Annotated in this window: 17 protein-coding genes; 9 read left to right on the forward strand and 8 right to left on the reverse strand. The window is 69.8% G+C overall.

What is annotated here, in order from left to right; translation table 11 throughout:
* Nucleotides 1-30 precede the first annotated feature (30 nt).
* On the reverse strand, nt 31-1,020 hold the full coding sequence (gene ubiA, locus AC3A5Z_RS00460; RefSeq protein WP_487517462.1) for a 4-hydroxybenzoate octaprenyltransferase: 990 nt from the start codon (nt 1,018-1,020) through the stop codon (nt 31-33).
* A 12-nt stretch (nt 1,021-1,032) separates the two neighbouring features.
* Here ubiA and AC3A5Z_RS00465 point away from each other — a divergent pair, with 12 nt between their 5' ends.
* From AC3A5Z_RS00465 to AC3A5Z_RS00485, 5 genes are all read left to right on the forward strand, one after another.
* Nucleotides 1,033-1,806: a 16S rRNA (uracil(1498)-N(3))-methyltransferase gene (locus AC3A5Z_RS00465; RefSeq protein ID WP_487517463.1), complete on the forward strand. Its 774-nt coding sequence runs from the start codon at nt 1,033-1,035 to the stop codon at nt 1,804-1,806.
* Nucleotides 1,803-2,630 (forward strand): GNAT family N-acetyltransferase, encoded by an 828-nt coding sequence (locus tag AC3A5Z_RS00470; protein WP_487517464.1) that lies wholly within the window; start codon nt 1,803-1,805, stop codon nt 2,628-2,630. The genes AC3A5Z_RS00465 and AC3A5Z_RS00470 overlap by 4 nt, the downstream gene beginning before the upstream one ends.
* Nucleotides 2,627-3,187 (forward strand): hypothetical protein, encoded by a 561-nt coding sequence (locus AC3A5Z_RS00475; RefSeq protein ID WP_487517465.1) that lies wholly within the window; start codon nt 2,627-2,629, stop codon nt 3,185-3,187. Before AC3A5Z_RS00470 ends, AC3A5Z_RS00475 begins: the two co-directional genes overlap by 4 nt.
* 56 nt (nt 3,188-3,243) lie before the next feature.
* A complete protein-coding gene (locus tag AC3A5Z_RS00480) occupies nt 3,244-4,587 on the forward strand; it encodes a glutamate--cysteine ligase (protein ID WP_487517466.1) in 1,344 nt (447 codons plus the stop codon).
* 75 nt (nt 4,588-4,662) lie between these two features.
* Nucleotides 4,663-4,917 (forward strand): hypothetical protein, encoded by a 255-nt coding sequence (locus AC3A5Z_RS00485; protein ID WP_487517467.1) that lies wholly within the window; start codon nt 4,663-4,665, stop codon nt 4,915-4,917.
* Nucleotide 4,918: 1 nt separating this feature from the next.
* On the opposite strand, the gene plsY is transcribed toward AC3A5Z_RS00485, so the two are convergent.
* Genes plsY through AC3A5Z_RS00500 form a run of 3 tightly spaced genes read right to left on the reverse strand, consistent with a single transcriptional unit; the run spans nt 4,919 to nt 7,775 of the window.
* Entirely contained in the window at nt 4,919-5,536 is a 618-nt protein-coding gene (gene plsY / locus AC3A5Z_RS00490; protein ID WP_487517468.1) for a glycerol-3-phosphate 1-O-acyltransferase PlsY, read from the reverse strand.
* A 2-nt stretch (nt 5,537-5,538) separates the two neighbouring features.
* Complete coding sequence (gene pyrC, locus AC3A5Z_RS00495) at nt 5,539-6,816, reverse strand: dihydroorotase (protein WP_487517469.1); 1,278 nt, start codon at nt 6,814-6,816, stop codon at nt 5,539-5,541.
* Nucleotides 6,813-7,775, reverse strand: coding sequence for an aspartate carbamoyltransferase catalytic subunit (locus AC3A5Z_RS00500; protein WP_107663871.1), 963 nt, complete (start codon nt 7,773-7,775; stop codon nt 6,813-6,815). The genes pyrC and AC3A5Z_RS00500 overlap by 4 nt, the downstream gene beginning before the upstream one ends.
* Nucleotides 7,776-7,913: 138 nt before the next feature.
* Between AC3A5Z_RS00500 and AC3A5Z_RS00505 the strand changes: the two genes are divergently transcribed.
* Genes AC3A5Z_RS00505 through moaB form a run of 3 tightly spaced genes read left to right on the forward strand, consistent with a single transcriptional unit; the run spans nt 7,914 to nt 9,847 of the window.
* Nucleotides 7,914-8,687 (forward strand): uracil-DNA glycosylase, encoded by a 774-nt coding sequence (locus AC3A5Z_RS00505; protein ID WP_487518602.1) that lies wholly within the window; start codon nt 7,914-7,916, stop codon nt 8,685-8,687.
* The gene (locus AC3A5Z_RS00510) at nt 8,687-9,301 is read left to right on the forward strand and encodes a LysE family translocator (RefSeq protein WP_487518603.1); all 615 of its coding nucleotides are present in this window, start codon (nt 8,687-8,689) and stop codon (nt 9,299-9,301) included. The genes AC3A5Z_RS00505 and AC3A5Z_RS00510 overlap by 1 nt, the downstream gene beginning before the upstream one ends.
* 3 nt (nt 9,302-9,304) lie before the next feature.
* Nucleotides 9,305-9,847: a molybdenum cofactor biosynthesis protein B gene (gene moaB / locus AC3A5Z_RS00515; RefSeq protein ID WP_487517470.1), complete on the forward strand. Its 543-nt coding sequence runs from the start codon at nt 9,305-9,307 to the stop codon at nt 9,845-9,847.
* 85 nt (nt 9,848-9,932) lie between these two features.
* Here the strand turns inward: moaB and AC3A5Z_RS00520 are convergent, their stop codons facing one another.
* On the reverse strand, nt 9,933-10,742 hold the full coding sequence (locus tag AC3A5Z_RS00520; RefSeq protein ID WP_487517471.1) for a protein-disulfide reductase DsbD domain-containing protein: 810 nt from the start codon (nt 10,740-10,742) through the stop codon (nt 9,933-9,935).
* Nucleotides 10,743-10,880: 138 nt separating this feature from the next.
* On the opposite strand from AC3A5Z_RS00520, the gene AC3A5Z_RS00525 reads away from it, so the two are divergent.
* Nucleotides 10,881-11,435, forward strand: a complete 555-nt coding sequence (locus tag AC3A5Z_RS00525) for a YqgE/AlgH family protein (RefSeq protein ID WP_487517472.1) — start codon at nt 10,881-10,883, stop codon at nt 11,433-11,435.
* A gap of 28 nt (nt 11,436-11,463) precedes the next feature.
* On the opposite strand, the gene AC3A5Z_RS00530 is transcribed toward AC3A5Z_RS00525, so the two are convergent.
* From AC3A5Z_RS00530 to AC3A5Z_RS00540, 3 genes are all read right to left on the reverse strand, one after another.
* On the reverse strand, nt 11,464-13,806 hold the full coding sequence (locus AC3A5Z_RS00530; RefSeq protein WP_487517473.1) for an aldehyde dehydrogenase family protein: 2,343 nt from the start codon (nt 13,804-13,806) through the stop codon (nt 11,464-11,466).
* Between the two features lie 4 nt (nt 13,807-13,810).
* The gene (deoC, locus tag AC3A5Z_RS00535) at nt 13,811-14,815 is read right to left on the reverse strand and encodes a deoxyribose-phosphate aldolase (protein WP_487517474.1); all 1,005 of its coding nucleotides are present in this window, start codon (nt 14,813-14,815) and stop codon (nt 13,811-13,813) included.
* 83 nt (nt 14,816-14,898) lie between these two features.
* Nucleotides 14,899-15,282 (reverse strand): Na+/H+ antiporter subunit G, encoded by a 384-nt coding sequence (locus AC3A5Z_RS00540; protein WP_487517475.1) that lies wholly within the window; start codon nt 15,280-15,282, stop codon nt 14,899-14,901.
* Nucleotides 15,283-15,286 lie beyond the last annotated feature (4 nt).

The raw sequence follows: 15,286 nt of genomic DNA on the forward strand, positions 1-15,286 counted from the left end.
GTGCTTAGGCGTTCGGGACCAGTGGGGCAATCAGACCAGGGCGGCGACGGCAAGAAACAGCGCAGGGATCGCCCCGGCGTCGCGGTTGCTGCGGAAGAGCTGCAGGCAGCGCGCCGGATCTTCGGTGTCGAGCCGGGCCAGCTGCCAACCCATGTGCCAGCCGAGCCCCCAGACCCCGGCGAGCGCCAGCAGGAGTTGCAGGAGCGGCGCGTCGGCGGGCAGGGCAAGGACCACTGCCAGCGTCATCAGGAGCACCGTCGCCACCATGAAGCCGCGCAGCCAGGGCCGGGTGTTGCTGCCAAACAGCCGCGCGGTGGATTTCACCCCGATCAGCGCGTCGTCGTCCTTGTCCTGATGGGCGTAGATCGTGTCGTAGAACAGCGTCCAGGTGATGCCCGCCGCATAGAGCCAGACCGGCGCCCAGCCGAGGCTGCCGGTATGCGCGGCCCAGGCCAAGAGAGCGCCCCAGTTGAAGGCGAGGCCGAGGAAGACCTGCGGCCACCAGGTGAAGCGCTTGGCGAAGGGGTAGAGGCAGACCAGCGCCAGCGAGGCTATGCCGAGGCCGATGGCCATGGCGTTGAAGCTGAACAGGATCAGCGCCGCGATCAGCGCCTGCACCACCATCCAGACCGCGGCCTGTTTCGCCGTGACCTGCCCCGAGGGGATCGGGCGCGAGCGGGTGCGGGCAACGGCGGCGTCGAACTCGCGGTCGGTGATGTCGTTCCAGGTGCAGCCCGCGCCGCGCATCAGGAAGGCGCCGATGGCGCAGCCGAGGACGATCCAGAGATCCAGGGGCCGGAAGCCCGCCGGGTCGGCATTGGCGGCCAGCGCCACGCCCCAGAAGCACGGGAGCAGCAGGAGCCAGGTGCCGATCGGCCGGTCGGCGCGCGACAGGCGCAGGAAGGGGCGCGTCGCGGCGGGGGCAAGCGTGTCGACCCAGTTGCCGGGTGGCGCGTCGGAGACGGTTCCTGTCGCATGCGGCGGCAGGGCAGCCTCTGGCGTTTGCGGCGGCTGGTGCATAAGTTGCCCCTCATGGCGGATGCAAAGATCAGATTGTTTGTAGAGCAGCCCCTCGGCGCGGGGCAACCCGTTCCGCTGACGCAGGAACAGGCCCATTACCTGTTCGGAGTCATGCGGCTTGGCAAGGGGGCTGGCGTTCTTGTGTTCAACGGGCGCGACGGCGAATGGCGCGCCGAGGTGGCCGAGGCGGGCAAGCGCGGCGGTCTTCTGGTCTGCGCCGAGCAGACTGCGCCGCTGCGGGTGCCGCCCGATCTCTGGCTCATGTTCGCGCCGATCAAGAAGGCGCGCACCGATTTCATCGTCGAGAAGGCGGCCGAGATGGGGGTGCGGCGCATCCTGCCGGTGCAGACCCGCTTCACCAATTCCGAACGCATCCGGCAGGACCGCTTGCAGGCCCATGCCGTCGAGGCGGCCGAGCAATGCGGCGGCACCTTCGTGCCCGAGGTCTGCGACCTGGTGGCGCTGGACCGGCTTTTGGCCGACTGGCCGGCCGACCGGCGGATCATGTGGTGCGACGAGAACATGCTGGGCGCGCGGGCGGGGCTGCTGGCAGGCGCGGGCGAGACCGAGCCGCGCGGCTTCGAGGAAGCGCCCAAGGCGCCCTCGCCGGGACCCTGGGCGGTGCTGATCGGACCGGAGGGCGGCTTTGCCGAGGCCGAGCAGGCGCGGCTCCGGCGGATGGAACAGGTGGTGCCGGTCTCGCTTGGCCCGCGCATCCTGCGGGCGGATACGGCGGTGGTCGCCGCGCTGACGCTGTGGCAGTCGGTGCTGGGAGACTGGGTGTGACCCTGCGCCCGGCGGAGACCGGGGACGAGGCGGCGCTGGTGGATTTCCTGGCCCGGCACGAGGCGGGGTCGATGTTCCCGCTGACCCAGCTGGCGGCAGAGGGCACAGGCGCGCGGCTGTCGGTCTGGCTGCGCGAGCGGGAGGGCGCCGTCTGCGGCGTGCTGATGCTGACGGCCAACGACATCCTCTTGCCGCAGGCCCCCGGTTTCGACTGGGCCGGGGTGCGCGGGCTGCTCATGGGGCGGTGCGTGGCCTCGCTGGTCGGCCCCGACGGGCAGGCGCTGCGGCTGCGCGAGGCCTTGGGCTTGCCCGAGCCGCGGCATATCGGCGAGGAGCCGGGCTTCACGCTGGATCTGGCGGAGCTCGTTCTGCCGGAGGCCGAGGGTTTCAGGCTGGTCCCACTGGACGAGAGCTGGCGGCAGACGGCGCTGGTCTGGCGCACCGGCTATCTGGGCGAGATCTTCGGCATGCCGCCCGAGGAGGCGATGGTGCGCGCGGGCGAGGATCTGGCGCGCTACATCGCCCGGTCGTCGCACCGCATCCTGCTGCGGCAGGGCGCGCCGGTGGCGATGACCGGCTTCAACGCCATCCTGCCCGAAGTGGTGCAGGTCGGCGGCGTCTATACCCCGCCCGGCACGCGCGGGCAGGGGCTGGCGCGGCGCGCGGTGGCGCTGCATCTGGCCGAGGTGCGGGCGCGCGGGGTGAAGCGCGGGGTGCTGTTTGCCGCCAATGCCGCGGCGGCCCGGGCCTATCGCGCCATCGGCTTCCAGCCCGGCGGCACGATGGGCGTGGTGGAATTCGCCGCGCCCGAGGTGATCTCATGAGCCTCCTGCGCCCCGAGGCGCGGGCGGCGCTGCACCGTTGGCGCGAGGTCTTCGCGGCGGGCGGGGCGGCGCTGGCCGGGCTGTGGCTGATCCGGCTGGGCGGCTGGTTCCTGATTCCGCTGGGCGGGCTGGTGATCCTGCTGGCGGCGGTCTGGGCCGTGATGGGCTGGCGGCGGATGCAGTTCTCGCAGGAAGGCATGGCGCCCGGGATCGTCGAGGTGGACGAGCGGCAGGTCGGCTATCTGGGACCGGATTTCGGCGGCTATGTCTCGCTCGACGAGCTGCAGGAACTGCGGCTGATGGTGCTGCACGGCCAGCGGATGTGGCGGCTGAAGCAGGAGGATGGGCAGCTTTTGCTGATCCCGGTGGCGGCACAGGGGGCAGAGCGGCTTTATGACGCGTTCGCGGCGCTGCCGGGGATGGATACGCAGGCGCTGGTGGCGGCTCTGGCCCCGCCGCGCGGGGCTGCGGTGGGTCAGGGCCTCAGCCTTTCGTCTGATCCGAGCCGGATCGGCCCGGTGATCTGGCGGCGGCCGCTGCGGGCGGTCTTGACTTGAGCCCGCCGAAGCGACAGGTCTGTCCTCCGTAAATCGAAAGTCAGGCCGGAGCGCTCATGTCCATTCCCCAGTCAGGCGGCGGCCCGATCGAATCCCCGGATCAACTCGCCGAATACATGGCCTCCGGCGCCAAGCCGAAGGCCGATTGGCGCATCGGCACCGAGCACGAGAAGTTCGGTTACACCGCCGACCTGCTGCCTCTGCCCTACGAGGGCGCCTGCAGCATCCGCGCCATGCTGGAGGGCCTGCGCGACGGCTACGGCTGGACCCCGGTCGAGGAGCAGGGAAAGATCATCGGCCTGACCCGCGACGGGGCCAATGTCTCGCTGGAGCCGGGCGGGCAGTTCGAGCTGTCGGGCGCGGCGGTCGAGACGATCCACGACACGGCGGCGGAGCTCGACACCCATCTGCGCGAGGTGGCCGATGTCGCCGGGCGGATCGGCGCGCGCTTCATGGGCGTCGGCGCCGCGCCGATCTGGACGCATGACCAGATGCCGGTGATGCCGAAAGGCCGCTACCGGCTGATGACCGATTACATGGGCCGCGTCGGCACGCATGGCACCCAGATGATGTATCGCACCTGCACCGTGCAGGTGAACCTCGACTATGCGTCGGAAGCCGACATGGTGCAGAAGCTGCGTGTGGCTCTGGCGCTGCAGCCGGTGGCGACGGCGCTCTTGGCCTCCTCGCCCTTCTTCGAGGGCAAGCCGAACGGCCACAAGTCGTGGCGCTCGCGGATCTGGCGCGATCTGGATGCCTCGCGCACCGGGATGCTGCCCTTCGCCTTCGAGGAGGGCATGGGCTTCCAGCGCTATGTCGACTGGGTTCTCGATGTGCCGATGTATTTCGTCTACCGCGACGGGCATTACATCGACGCGCTGGGCCAGTCGTTCCGCGACTTCCTCAGGGGCGAGCTGCCGGCGCTGCCGGGCGAGAAGCCGACGCTGTCGGACTGGGCCGACCACATGACCACGGTCTTCCCCGAGGCGCGGGTGAAGAAATACATCGAGATGCGCGGCGCCGACGCCGGGCCGAAGGACCGGCTGAACGCGCTGCCGGCGCTCTGGGTCGGGCTGATGTACGACCAGTCGGCGCTGGACGCGGCCTGGGATCTGGCCAAGGGCTGGACCGCCGAAACCCGCGAGGCGCTGCGCGTCGCGGCCTCGGTCGACGGGCTGCAGGCCGAGGCGGGCGGGGTGAAGATGCTGGACCTCGCGCGCGAGGTGGTGGCCATCGCGCAGGCCGGGCTGAAGGCGCGCGGTCACGGTGAGGAGGGCTTCCTCGACGTGCTGGCCGAAAGTGCGGCCTCCGGCCGGGTGCTCGCCGACGATCTGCTGGCGCGCTACGCGGGCGCGCGGCAGGGCGATCTGACCCGGATCTACGGCGAGATGAGCTATTGAGCTTGTGACATCGGGTCGCGGAGCCGCGGCCCGATTTCCTGCCAAGCTGGCGCTCCCTCACTGTGGAGTAGCAAGTTGCGTGATTTCCTGATTTCTTCCCTGAGCAGCCTCGTGATGCTGATCGTCTTCCTGATGATGATCGGCACCGTGGCCGGCGCGCTGGTCGCGCTGAACGATGCGCGGGGGCCCTTCCCGGGGCTCTCGGCGCTCGTCGTCCTGATCGGCGGGTTCATTGCCACCGTGGTCTTCGGCGGCGCGGTCTTCCTGCAGATCGGGATCTACGAGAACACCAAGCGCATGGCCGAGGCGCTGGAGAAAGGCGCGGCCTGAGTCAGACCGCCTTCTTGCCGGCGCCGATCTTCGGTTCGGTGCCGGAGCGCAGACGCGCGATATTGGCCGCGTGGCGGTAGAAGATCAGCGCGGCGAGGATGAGGCAGAGCGCCACCATCCGGCCTTCGCCGAACACGACCACCCAGAGCGCCGCGCTGGCCGAAGCGACGAGGGCCGAGAGCGACGAGATCCGGCTGACCGCCGCCGTCAGCGCCCAGGTGGCGCAGCAGGCGAGGCCCACGGGCCAGGCGAGGGCGAGGAGCGTGCCGAGAAAGGTCGCCACCCCCTTGCCGCCGTTGAACCCCAGCCAGACCGGGAACAGATGCCCGAGGAACGAGGCCAGCGCCGCCAGCTGCGCCGCATCCTCGCCCACGGTGTAGCGCGCGATCAGGACGGCGATGCCGCCCTTGGCCGCGTCGAGGATCAGCGTCGCCGCCGCCGCGCCCTTGTTGCCGGTGCGCAGCACGTTGGTGGCACCGATGTTGCCCGAGCCGATGCTGCGCAGGTCGCCCAGACCCAGCGCGCGGGTGATGACGATGCCGAAGGGGATCGAGCCGAGCAGATAGCTCAGCGCGGCCACGAGGATCAGCGCCAGCGCGCCGCTTTCGATCACCGGCATCGTTACTCTCCCGCCCTGAAAACCTGCTGGCCGCCGACGAAGGTGGCCAGAACCCGGCCCTCCATCCGCTGCCCGTCGAAAGGTGTATTCTTCGATTTTGACCGCAGCGTGAAACGGTCGAGCAGGAAGGGCGCGTCGGGGTCGAAGAGCACCAGATCGGCGGGCGCGCCCTCGGCCATGCGGCCCTGCGGCAGGCCGAGCCGCTTCGCCGGGTTCAGCGACATGGCGCGGAACAGCGTCGGCAGGTCCATCGCGCCAGCGTGGTAGAGCCGCATCGCCGCCGGCAGGAAGGTCTCCAGCGCCACGGCTCCGCTTGCAGCTTCCTCGAAGGGCAGGCGCTTGCTTTCTTCGTCCTGCGGCGTGTGCATCGAGCTGATGATGTCGATCAGCCCCGAGGCCACCGCCTCGACCATCGCCAGCCGGTCATCCTCGGAGCGCAGCGGCGGCGTCACCTTGAAGAAGGTGCGGTAGTCGCCGACGTCCAGCTCGTTCAGCGTCAGGTGGTGGATGCTGACCCCCGCCGTCACGTCGAGCCCGTTGCGCTTGGCACGCTCCAGTGCAGGCAGGGTGCGGGCGGAGGTGATCTGGTCGGCGTGGTAGCGCACGCCGGTCATCTCGACGAGCGCCATGTCGCGGTCGAAGCCCATGCGCTCGGCCATCGGGTGCACGCCGGGCAGGCCGCGCAGCGAGGCGAACTTGCCGTTGGTGACGGCGGCCCCCGCCGAAAGCCCCGGGTCCTGCGGATGGCCGATCACCAGCGCGCCGAGGCTGCGGGCATAGGTGAAGCAGCGCGAGGCGACCTTCGTGGAGGTCACGACATTGTCGCAGTCGGTGAAGGCGACGGCGCCCGCGTCGAGCATGAAGCCGACCTCGACCATCTCGCGCCCCTCGCGGCCCTTCGTGAGGGCGGCCATGTGGCGGATGCGGACCGGCGAGACCTCGGCGGCGCGGCGGGTGACGAATTCCAGCAGTTCGGGCGTGTCGATCGCGGGCGTGGTGTCGGGCCGCGTGACCATGGTGGTGACGCCGCCCGCCGCCGCGGCAAGACCGGCCGAGCGGAACGACTCCTTGTGGCGCTCGCCCGGCTCGCAGACCTTCACGCCGATATCGACGATCCCGGGGGCGAGGCATTTGCCGTCGCAGTCGATCACCTCGGCACCGGCGGGCGCCGAGGCCTGCCCGATGGCGGCGATCACCCCGCCGTCGAGGATGACGTTGCCGACGGTCTCGGTCCCGGCCTCGGGGTCGATGATGCGGGCATTCTGCAGGTAGAGGGTCATGCCATCACTCCCACCGCCGCCCGGCCGCGTTCGGCGCGCAGGTTCCGCGCCAGAAGGTCCATGCAGGCCATGCGGACGGCGACGCCCATCTCCACCTGTTCCTGGATGACCGAGCGGTTGATGTCGTCGGCCAGCGTGCCGTCGATCTCGACCCCGCGGTTCATCGGGCCGGGGTGCATGACGATGGCGTCGGGCTTGGCATAGGCCAGCTTCTCCGCGTCGAGCCCGTAGCGGTGGTAGTATTCGCGCTCGGAGGGGATGAAGGCGCCGTCCATCCGTTCCTTCTGGAGCCGCAGCATCATCACCACATCGGCTCCTTCCAGCCCCTCGCGCATGTCGTCATAGACCTCGCAGCCGAAGTCGGCGACGCCGGTCGGCATCAGCGTCGGCGGGCCGATCAGCCGCACGCGGTTCTCCATCTTGCCGAGCAGGATGAGGTTGGAGCGGGCGACGCGGGAATGGGCGATATCGCCGCAGATCGCCACGGTCAGCCGCTGGATGCGGCCCTTGGCGCGGCGGATGGTCAGCGCATCGAGAAGCGCCTGCGTCGGATGCTCGTGCCGCCCGTCGCCCGCGTTCAGCACGGCGCAGTTCACCTTCTCGGCCAGAAGGTTGACCGCACCCGAGGAGGGGTGCCGCACCACGAGGAGATCGGGCTGCATGGCGTTCAGCGTCATCGCGGTGTCGATCAGGGTCTCGCCCTTCTTCACCGAGGACTGGGCCACCGACATGTTCATCACATCGGCCCCGAGCCGCTTGCCCGCCAGTTCGAAACTGGCCTGGGTGCGGGTGGAGGCTTCGAAGAACATGTTGATCTGCGTCATCCCCGCCAGCGCATCCGACTGTTTCATCGTGCGGCGGTTCACGTCGACATAGCTGTCGGCGAGGTCGAGAACGCGTCTTATCTCGTCGGGGGCCAGATGCTCGATGCCGAGTAGGTGGCGGGCGCGGAAGGTCATGGGCATCTCCGTCGAGGCTCGGGAGGCTTATAGGAAGCGCCGCCGCGCGGGGCAAGGCGGTTGCCCGCCCTGCGGGGGAGCCTTAGGGTCGGGCTGCGCCGACTCGGGCGCCTGCGGGGACCGATGGACAGGCTCGATATCGACAGGCTGGATCACGACACGGCGGCGGCGATGCTGCTGTGGCAGGTCGATCTCGGCGTGACCGAGGCGCTGCTCGACGCGCCGCTGAACCGCTACGACCTGGCCGAGCCGGTGCGCGCGGCGGCGGCCCCCGCGGCGCGGGTGACGGCAGAGGTGCTGCCGATGGCGGCGCCCGACCCGGTGGCCGAGGCGCGGGCGCTGGCCGAGGCGGCGGAGGATCTCGAGGCGCTGCGGGCGGCGATGACCGCCTACGAGCATTGCGAGCTGAAGCGGGGGGCGCGGAACACGGTGTTCTCCGACGGCCATCCGGCGGCGCGGGTCATGGTGATCGGCGAGGCGCCGGGGCGGGACGAGGATACCGAGGGGCGGCCCTTCGTCGGTCGCGCGGGGCAGCTTCTCGACCGGATGCTGGCGGCGATCGGTCTGGGACGCGAAAGCCCGGATCCGGCGCAGGCGGTCTATATCACCAATGTCATGCCCTGGCGCCCGCCGCAGAACCGCGACCCCCTGCCGGAAGAGATCGGCATGATGCGGCCTTTCCTCGAGCGGCATGTGACGCTGGTGGACCCGGAGGTGCTGGTGGTGATGGGCAATGCCGCGGCGCAGGCGGTGCTGGGGCGCGGCGGCATCACGAGGATGCGCGGGCGCTGGGGCGAGGCCTGGGGGCGGCCGGTGCTGCCGATGTGCCACCCGGCCTACCTCTTGCGCAACCCCGAGAACAAGCGCGACGCCTGGGCCGACCTGCTGTCGCTGAAGGCGCGGCTCACGTGATCGTCGATCCGGTGGTGCTTCTGGCCTTCGTGCCCGCGGCGCTGGCGCTGAACCTGACACCGGGGGCAGACATGATGTTCTGCCTCGGGCAGGGGCTGAAGGCCGGGCCGCGCGCGGCGCTGGCCGCGGATGCCGGGATCGCGGCGGGCGGGATGGTCCATGTCACGCTGGCGGGGCTGGGGCTCGGCGCTGCGGTGGCGGCGGCGCCCTGGCTGTTCGAGGCGATCCGCTGGGTCGGGGTCCTGTATCTTCTGTGGCTGGCTTGGGCGACGCTGCGGGCGGGGCCGGGGGTGGAGTTGCCCGAGGTGAGACCGGCGCGGGCGTTCCGCGAGGGGCTGGTGGTGAACCTGACCAATCCGAAGGTGATCCTCTTCGTGCTGGCCTTCGTGCCGCAGTTCGTCGACCCCGCCCGCCCGGTCCTGCCGCAGTTCCTGGTCTTTGGGCTGATCCTGTCGGTCGGCGGGCTGGTGGTGAACGGGCTCGTCGGGGTGTTCGCTGGCGGGATCGGGCGGCGGCTGGTCGGCTCGCCGGGGTTCGGGCGTTGGCTGGGGCGGGCTTCGGCGGCGATCTTCGTCGGGCTGGCGGCGCGGCTGGCGCTGATGCAGAGAGGGTGAGGGATGGGGAAGATCGACGAGACCAAGGAGTTCGTGCCGGTCAGGATCGCGGTGCTGACCGTTTCGGATACGCGGACGCTGGCCGAGGACCGGTCTGGCGACACGCTGGTGGAGCGGCTGACGGGGGCGGGGCATCTCTTGGCGGCGCGGGAGATCGTGCAGGATGATCGGGGCGAGATTGCCGCGAAACTACGGGCCTGGTGCGCCGATCCGGGGGTGGATGTGATCCTGTCGACCGGGGGCACCGGGCTGACCGGGCGGGATGTGACCGTGGAGGCGCATCGGGATGTCTATGAGAAGGAGATCGAGGCCTTCGGCACGGTCTTCACCATCGTCTCGATGCAGAAGATCGGCACCTCGGCGGTGCAGAGCCGGGCGACGGGCGGGGTGGCGATGGGGACCTATCTGTTCGCCCTGCCGGGCAGTCCGGGGGCCTGCCGGGATGCCTGGGACGAGATCCTGGTCTGGCAGCTGGATTACCGGCACCGGCCCTGCAACTTCGTCGAGATCATGCCACGGCTGGATGAGCATCTGCGGCGGAAGTGACGGGTTTTCACGCGTGAAAATCCCGGCAAGTCGTTGATTTTTCGCGGGTTCACTCGCGGCGTCAGGGGTTTCTTAACCTCTGTCGTCAGGGCGCCGGGCAGCCCCTGATCTCCACCGCGCGGTCGGGGCCGAGCACGGTGACGGTGAGCTGCGAGCGGTCGAGCGCGAAGGGCGTGCCGGAGGAGGCGACGAGATCGGTGGTGGCGGTCAGGCGGTTGCCCTGCCGGGCGCTGACCGAATCAGAGACCCAGATCGCGCTCTGCCCGGCTTCGAGCACCACGACCTCGTCGGGACCGATGGCGGGCATGTCGATGGCGGTGGTCAGGCGCAGCCCGTCGCGGATCGGCTCCACCTGACAGGCGATGCCGGCAAGTCCGGCCTCGCGCCCGGTTTCGGGGCGCTGGCCGAGGGCGGCCTTGATGGCCGCATCGGCACTGCCGGTCTGCGGCAGGGCCGCGTCGAGCGTCAGCGCGGCGGGCACGCAAATGTCGCGGCAGACGCCGAGATCGACGGCGGCGCGCAGCCGGATCGGGCGCGAGGCGTCGATGGCCGTGACCTCGAGTGGCAGCACCAGTTCGCCCTTGTAGCCGATGGTCTGCATGCCGTTCAGGTCGAAGACGAGCGGGCGCGGCCAGTGGAAACGGACGGACTGCACATTCTCCGACCCGGACCAGTCGAACATCGGCGGGATGCCGGCATCTCCGGGGCTGCGCCAGTAGGTCTTCCAGCCGGGGGCCAGTTTCAGCTGCACCGCGGCGATATGGGTGCCATCGGCGCTGCGCCAGCCGGGGAGGATCTCGCCGCGCAGGATTTCCTCCTGAGTCGTCGCCGAAGCGACCCCGGGAAGGGCCAGCGCAAGCGCGACAAGCAGGGAGGAGAGGAGGCTTTGCATCATGCAGGGCACCATAAGCAGTCCTGCGGCCATGGAAAATCACATTCCGGCGACAGGGCGCCGAAGCCGCAGCCCTGTTGCGGCTCTGCCTCTTGAGCGATGCGGGCGGGTGGTTACATAGTCAGGGGAAAGGGGAATTTGATGGATCTGTCCGGCTCGCTTCTCATTGCCATGCCCAACATGGGGGACCCGCGGTTCGAGCGCAGCCTCATTCTGGTCTGCGCCCATTCTCCGGAGGGGGCGATGGGGCTTGTGGTGAACAAGCCCTCGGCAGATCTGAGCTTTGCCGCGATGCTGGACCAGCTGAACATCACGCAGGCCGAGAATGGCCGCGACATAAGGGTGCATCTGGGCGGCCCGGTGGAGCGCGGGCGCGGATTCGTGCTGCACACGCCGGATTATGTCACCTCGGGGGCGACAATGATGGTGTCGGGCAAGTTCGGGATGACGGCGACGGTGGATATCCTCGAGGCGCTGGCGCAGGGCAACGGGCCGACCTCGGCGCTGCTCGCGCTGGGCTATTCCGGCTGGGGGCCGGGGCAGCTGGAGGCCGAGGTGTCGCGCAACGACTGGCTCACCTCGGACGCGCCCGAGGATCTGGTGTTCTCGACCGACGACGATGCCAAGTGGACGGGTGTGCTGCGGCACATGGGGATCGACCCGCTGACGCTGTCCGCGACGGCGGGACGGGCCTGAGCGGCATCCCCCGCCCGCCCCGCGCGGGTCATTCGCCGTAGGGCACCCAGACCGTCTTGACCTCGGTCGCCTGCCGCAGGAAGGCACGGCCCTCGCCCTCGGGGCTGAACCAGTCGCGGGCACGGTTCAGGTTCACCCAGGTCCGCTTGAGGTTCAGCGCCGATTCGGCCTCGATCAGCCCGGAGAGGCCGGTGGAGGAGAAGCTCCAGACCGCATCGACGTCCATGTGACCGGCGAGGGCTTTCGCCAGTTCCGCCGGGCTGCCGGTGACGATGTTGACCACACCTGCGGGTAGGTCGGAGGTGTCGAGCACCTGATAGAAGTCGGTCGCGGCCAGCGGGAAGGGCTGCGAGGGCACCAGCACGCAGGTGTTGCCCATGGCGATGGCCGGGGCCATGACCGAGACGAGGCCCAGGAGCGGCGCCTCGTCGGGGCAGAGCGCGCCGATGACGCCGCAGGGTTCGTTCAGCGCCAGAGCCATGCCGCGGATCGGCACGGATTTCGCCGCGCCGTCGTATTTGTCGGCCCATGCGGCATAGGTGAAGAGGCGCTGGATCGCGGCCTCCACCTCGGCCTCGCCGGGGGTGCCGGTGAGATCCTTGAGCCGGGCGGCGAATTCGGCGGCGCGGGCCGAGAGGTTCTCGGCGATGTAGTAGAGGATCTGCGCGCGGGCATGGGCGGTGGTTTTTGCCCAGCCCTTTGCGGCATGCGCGGCCTCGACGGCGTTGCGGATATCCTTGCGGTTGCCGGTGCCGACATGGCCTAGGAGCTTGCCCTTGGGCGACCACACCGGCAACGAATAGCCGCCGTCGGGGCGGGCCTGCTTGCCGCCGATGTAGAGCTTGGCGGTGCGGTCGAGGCCGGAGACCTCGGGTGCGCGGGGTTCGGGGAAGGCCGCGACGGGTTTCAGCGGCCTGGGGGCCCGGGCAGGCTGGAGGTAGGCCATGAGGCCTTCCCAGCCGCCTTCGCGGCCGAAGCCGGAGTCGCGGACCCCGCCGAAGCCTGCGGCAGCGTCGAAGAGGTTGGTGGCGTTGATCCAGACCACGCCGGCCTTCAGCTTCGGTGCGATGTCGAGGGCGAGGTTGACGTTCTCGGTCCAGACGCTGGCGGCGAGGCCGTAGCGGGTGTTGTTGGCCAGATCGACGGCTTCGCCGGGGGTACGGAAGGTGGTGGAGACGAGGACCGGGCCGAAGATCTCCTCCTGCATCAGGGGGGAGGCGGCGGAGAGGCCGGTGATGAGGGTGGGCGGGTAGAAGCAGCCCTCGGGGAGCGGGGTGGCGGGGCGGTAGGTCTCGCCCTCGGTGTTGGTCTCGACGAGGCGGGTGATCTGGGCAAGCTGGACGGGATCGACGATCGCGCCGATGTCGATGCATTTGTCCAAGGGGTCGCCGATGCGCAGACCGTCCATCCGGCGCTTGAGCTTGTCGTGGAAGCGGCTTGCGACGCCCTCCTGCACCAGAAGCCGCGATCCGGCGCAGCAGACCTGACCCTGGTTGAACCAGATCGCATCGACGAGGCCCTCGACGGCCGAGTCGAGGTCGGCGTCGTCGAAGACGATGTAGGGGGATTTGCCGCCGAGTTCGAGCGTGAGGGCCTTGCCGGAGCCCGCTGTGGCCTCGCGGATGCGGCGGCCGACGGCGGTGGAGCCGGTGAAGGCGATCTTGTTGACGTCGGCATGGGTGACGAGGGCCGCGCCGACCTCGCCATCGCCGGTGACGATGTTGAGCACGCCCTTGGGCAACCCGGCCTCGCGGGTGAGCTGGGCGAAGAGGAGGGCGGTGAGCGGGGTGTATTCGGCGGGCTTCAGGACGACGGTGTTGCCGGCGGCGAGGGCGGGGGCGACCTTCCAGGCGAGCATCAGGAGCGGGAAGTTCCACGGGATCACCGCGCCGCAGACGCCGAGGGGGGCCATGTCGGGCAGCTCGGCGGGGAGAAGCTGGGCGAGACCGGCGTGGTAGTAGAAATGGCGGGTGACGAGCGGCAGGTCGATGTCGCGGCTCTCGCGGATCGGCTTGCCGTTGTCGAGCGTCTCGAGCACGGCGAGAAGGCGTGCGTGTTTCTGGGTCAGCCGGGCGAGGGCGTAGAGGTGCTTCGCGCGCTCGTGGGCGGGAAGCTTCGCCCAGCCGGGCTGCGCCTTGCGGGCGGCGGCGACGGCGGTGTTCACATCGTCGGCACTGGCCTGCGTGACCTCGGCCAGGGGCTTGCCGGTGGCGGGGTTGGCGGTGGCGAAGGTGGTGCCGGGGGTGGTGAAGCCGCCGTCGATCCAGTGGCCGAAGCGGCCCTCGTGGCTGGCGATCCAGGCCAGGGCCTCGGCGGCCGATTCGGGGGCGGGGCCGTAGCTCATGTCGTTGAAGATGTCGCGGACGGTCATGGCGTTACCCCATCGGATGGCGGTTGGCGGCGGAATAGGCGCCGGTGACGTGGTGTTCGAGCTGACGCTCGATATCGCCCAGAAGCGAGGAGGCGCCGAAGCGGAAGAGATCGGGCTGCAGCCAGGGCGCGCCGAGCTCGTCCTTCATCAGCGAGAGATAGACCAGCGCGTCCTTGGCCTTGGAGATGCCGCCCGCGGGCTTGTAGCCGACCTTGATGCCGGTGCGGTCCTCATAGTCGCGGATGGCGCGGACCATGGTCAGGGTGACGGGCAGGGTGGCGTTCACCGGCTCCTTGCCCGTGGAGGTCTTGATGAAATCGGCCCCGGCCATCATGCAGACGAGGCTGGCGCGGGCGACGTTGCGCAGGGTTCCGAGCTCGCCCGTGGCGAGGATCGCCTTCACATGCGCCTCGCCGCAGGCCTCGCGCATGGCGCGCATCTCGTCGTAGAGCGCCTGCCAGTTGCCGGTGAGGACGTGGCGGCGGGAGATCACGATGTCGATCTCGGCGGCGCCCGCCTTGACGCTTTCGCCGATCTCGGCCAGCCGCAGATGCAGCGGCGAGAGGCCTGCCGGGAAGCCGGTGGAGACGGCGGCAACGGGAATGTGGCTGCCCTCGAGCGCGCGGACGGCGGTTTCGACCATGTCGTGATAGACGCAGACGGCCCCTGTGGTCAGGCCCTGCATTCCCAGCGCCTCGAGAATGTCGGGGCGCACCGGCTGGCGGGCCTTGGCGCAGAGCCGCTGGACGCGGCCCGCGGTGTCATCGCCCGAAAGGGTGGTGAGGTCGATCAGCGAGACGGCCTTGCAGAGCCATGCCGCCTGAAACTCCTTCTTCACCGAGCGGCGGCCCGGGATGGTGGCGGCGCGACGCTCGATGGCCGAGGTGTTGGCCTGCACCGAGCCCAGCCAGTCGAGATCGAGCGGTAAGCCGGGATTGCGGCGATGGGTCAGTTGCGGCAGGTGCTGCCCCTCGGCCCCGGTGGGGGCTGAAGCTGTCTCGATCTGCATGGCGGCCTCCGATGGAACGCGGCGAGGGTGGCATGGCGCGCCGGGGCGGGCAAGCGGAACGCAGCGGCGCTTGCCCGGGCGGATTAGGAGCGCAGGTCGGTCAGCGGCTCTTTCACGCCGTGATCGTAGGTGGCCCAGCCCCGGTCGGTTCCGGTGGGCGGCAGGTCGGCGGGGGGCACCTCGCGGTGCAGATGCGCCTTGGCGATGAAATTCGCGGTGATCGGCGCCGTCAGGAACAGGAAGAGCGAGATCAGGATCTCGTGCCAGGAGAAGGGGTCGGCCACCAGCCCGAAATAGAGCATCGAGGCGATCAGCACGCCGCCGATGCCGATGGTGGTGGCCTTGGTCGGCGCATGCAGACGCGTCATCGGATCGGGCAGCTTCAGCAGGCCGAAGCTGCCGATGATGCCGAAGATCCCGGCGACGACCAGAAGACCGGAGATGATGATTTCGGAAAGGATGCTCATGCCT

The organism is Cereibacter sp. Soil_C_27 (assembly GCF_057657095.1).

What these genes read in the sequence shown, in the direction of transcription:
- AC3A5Z_RS00525 (WP_487517472.1), top strand. Translation starts at nt 10,881, where the DNA reads ATGGATCTGTCCGGCTCGCTTCTCATTGCCATGCCCAACATGGGGGAC.
- AC3A5Z_RS00480 (WP_487517466.1), top strand. Translation starts at nt 3,244, where the DNA reads ATGTCCATTCCCCAGTCAGGCGGCGGCCCGATCGAATCCCCGGATCAA.
- plsY (WP_487517468.1), bottom strand. Translation starts at nt 5,536, where the DNA reads ATGCCGGTGATCGAAAGCGGCGCGCTGGCGCTGATCCTCGTGGCCGCG.
- AC3A5Z_RS00520 (WP_487517471.1), bottom strand. Translation starts at nt 10,742, where the DNA reads ATGATGCAAAGCCTCCTCTCCTCCCTGCTTGTCGCGCTTGCGCTGGCC.
- deoC (WP_487517474.1), bottom strand. Translation starts at nt 14,815, where the DNA reads ATGCAGATCGAGACAGCTTCAGCCCCCACCGGGGCCGAGGGGCAGCAC.
- AC3A5Z_RS00530 (WP_487517473.1), bottom strand. Translation starts at nt 13,806, where the DNA reads ATGACCGTCCGCGACATCTTCAACGACATGAGCTACGGCCCCGCCCCC.
- ubiA (WP_487517462.1), bottom strand. Translation starts at nt 1,020, where the DNA reads ATGCACCAGCCGCCGCAAACGCCAGAGGCTGCCCTGCCGCCGCATGCG.
- AC3A5Z_RS00500 (WP_107663871.1), bottom strand. Translation starts at nt 7,775, where the DNA reads ATGACCTTCCGCGCCCGCCACCTACTCGGCATCGAGCATCTGGCCCCC.
- pyrC (WP_487517469.1), bottom strand. Translation starts at nt 6,816, where the DNA reads ATGACCCTCTACCTGCAGAATGCCCGCATCATCGACCCCGAGGCCGGG.
- moaB (WP_487517470.1), top strand. Translation starts at nt 9,305, where the DNA reads ATGGGGAAGATCGACGAGACCAAGGAGTTCGTGCCGGTCAGGATCGCG.
- AC3A5Z_RS00475 (WP_487517465.1), top strand. Translation starts at nt 2,627, where the DNA reads ATGAGCCTCCTGCGCCCCGAGGCGCGGGCGGCGCTGCACCGTTGGCGC.
- AC3A5Z_RS00465 (WP_487517463.1), top strand. Translation starts at nt 1,033, where the DNA reads ATGGCGGATGCAAAGATCAGATTGTTTGTAGAGCAGCCCCTCGGCGCG.
- AC3A5Z_RS00540 (WP_487517475.1), bottom strand. Translation starts at nt 15,282, where the DNA reads ATGAGCATCCTTTCCGAAATCATCATCTCCGGTCTTCTGGTCGTCGCC.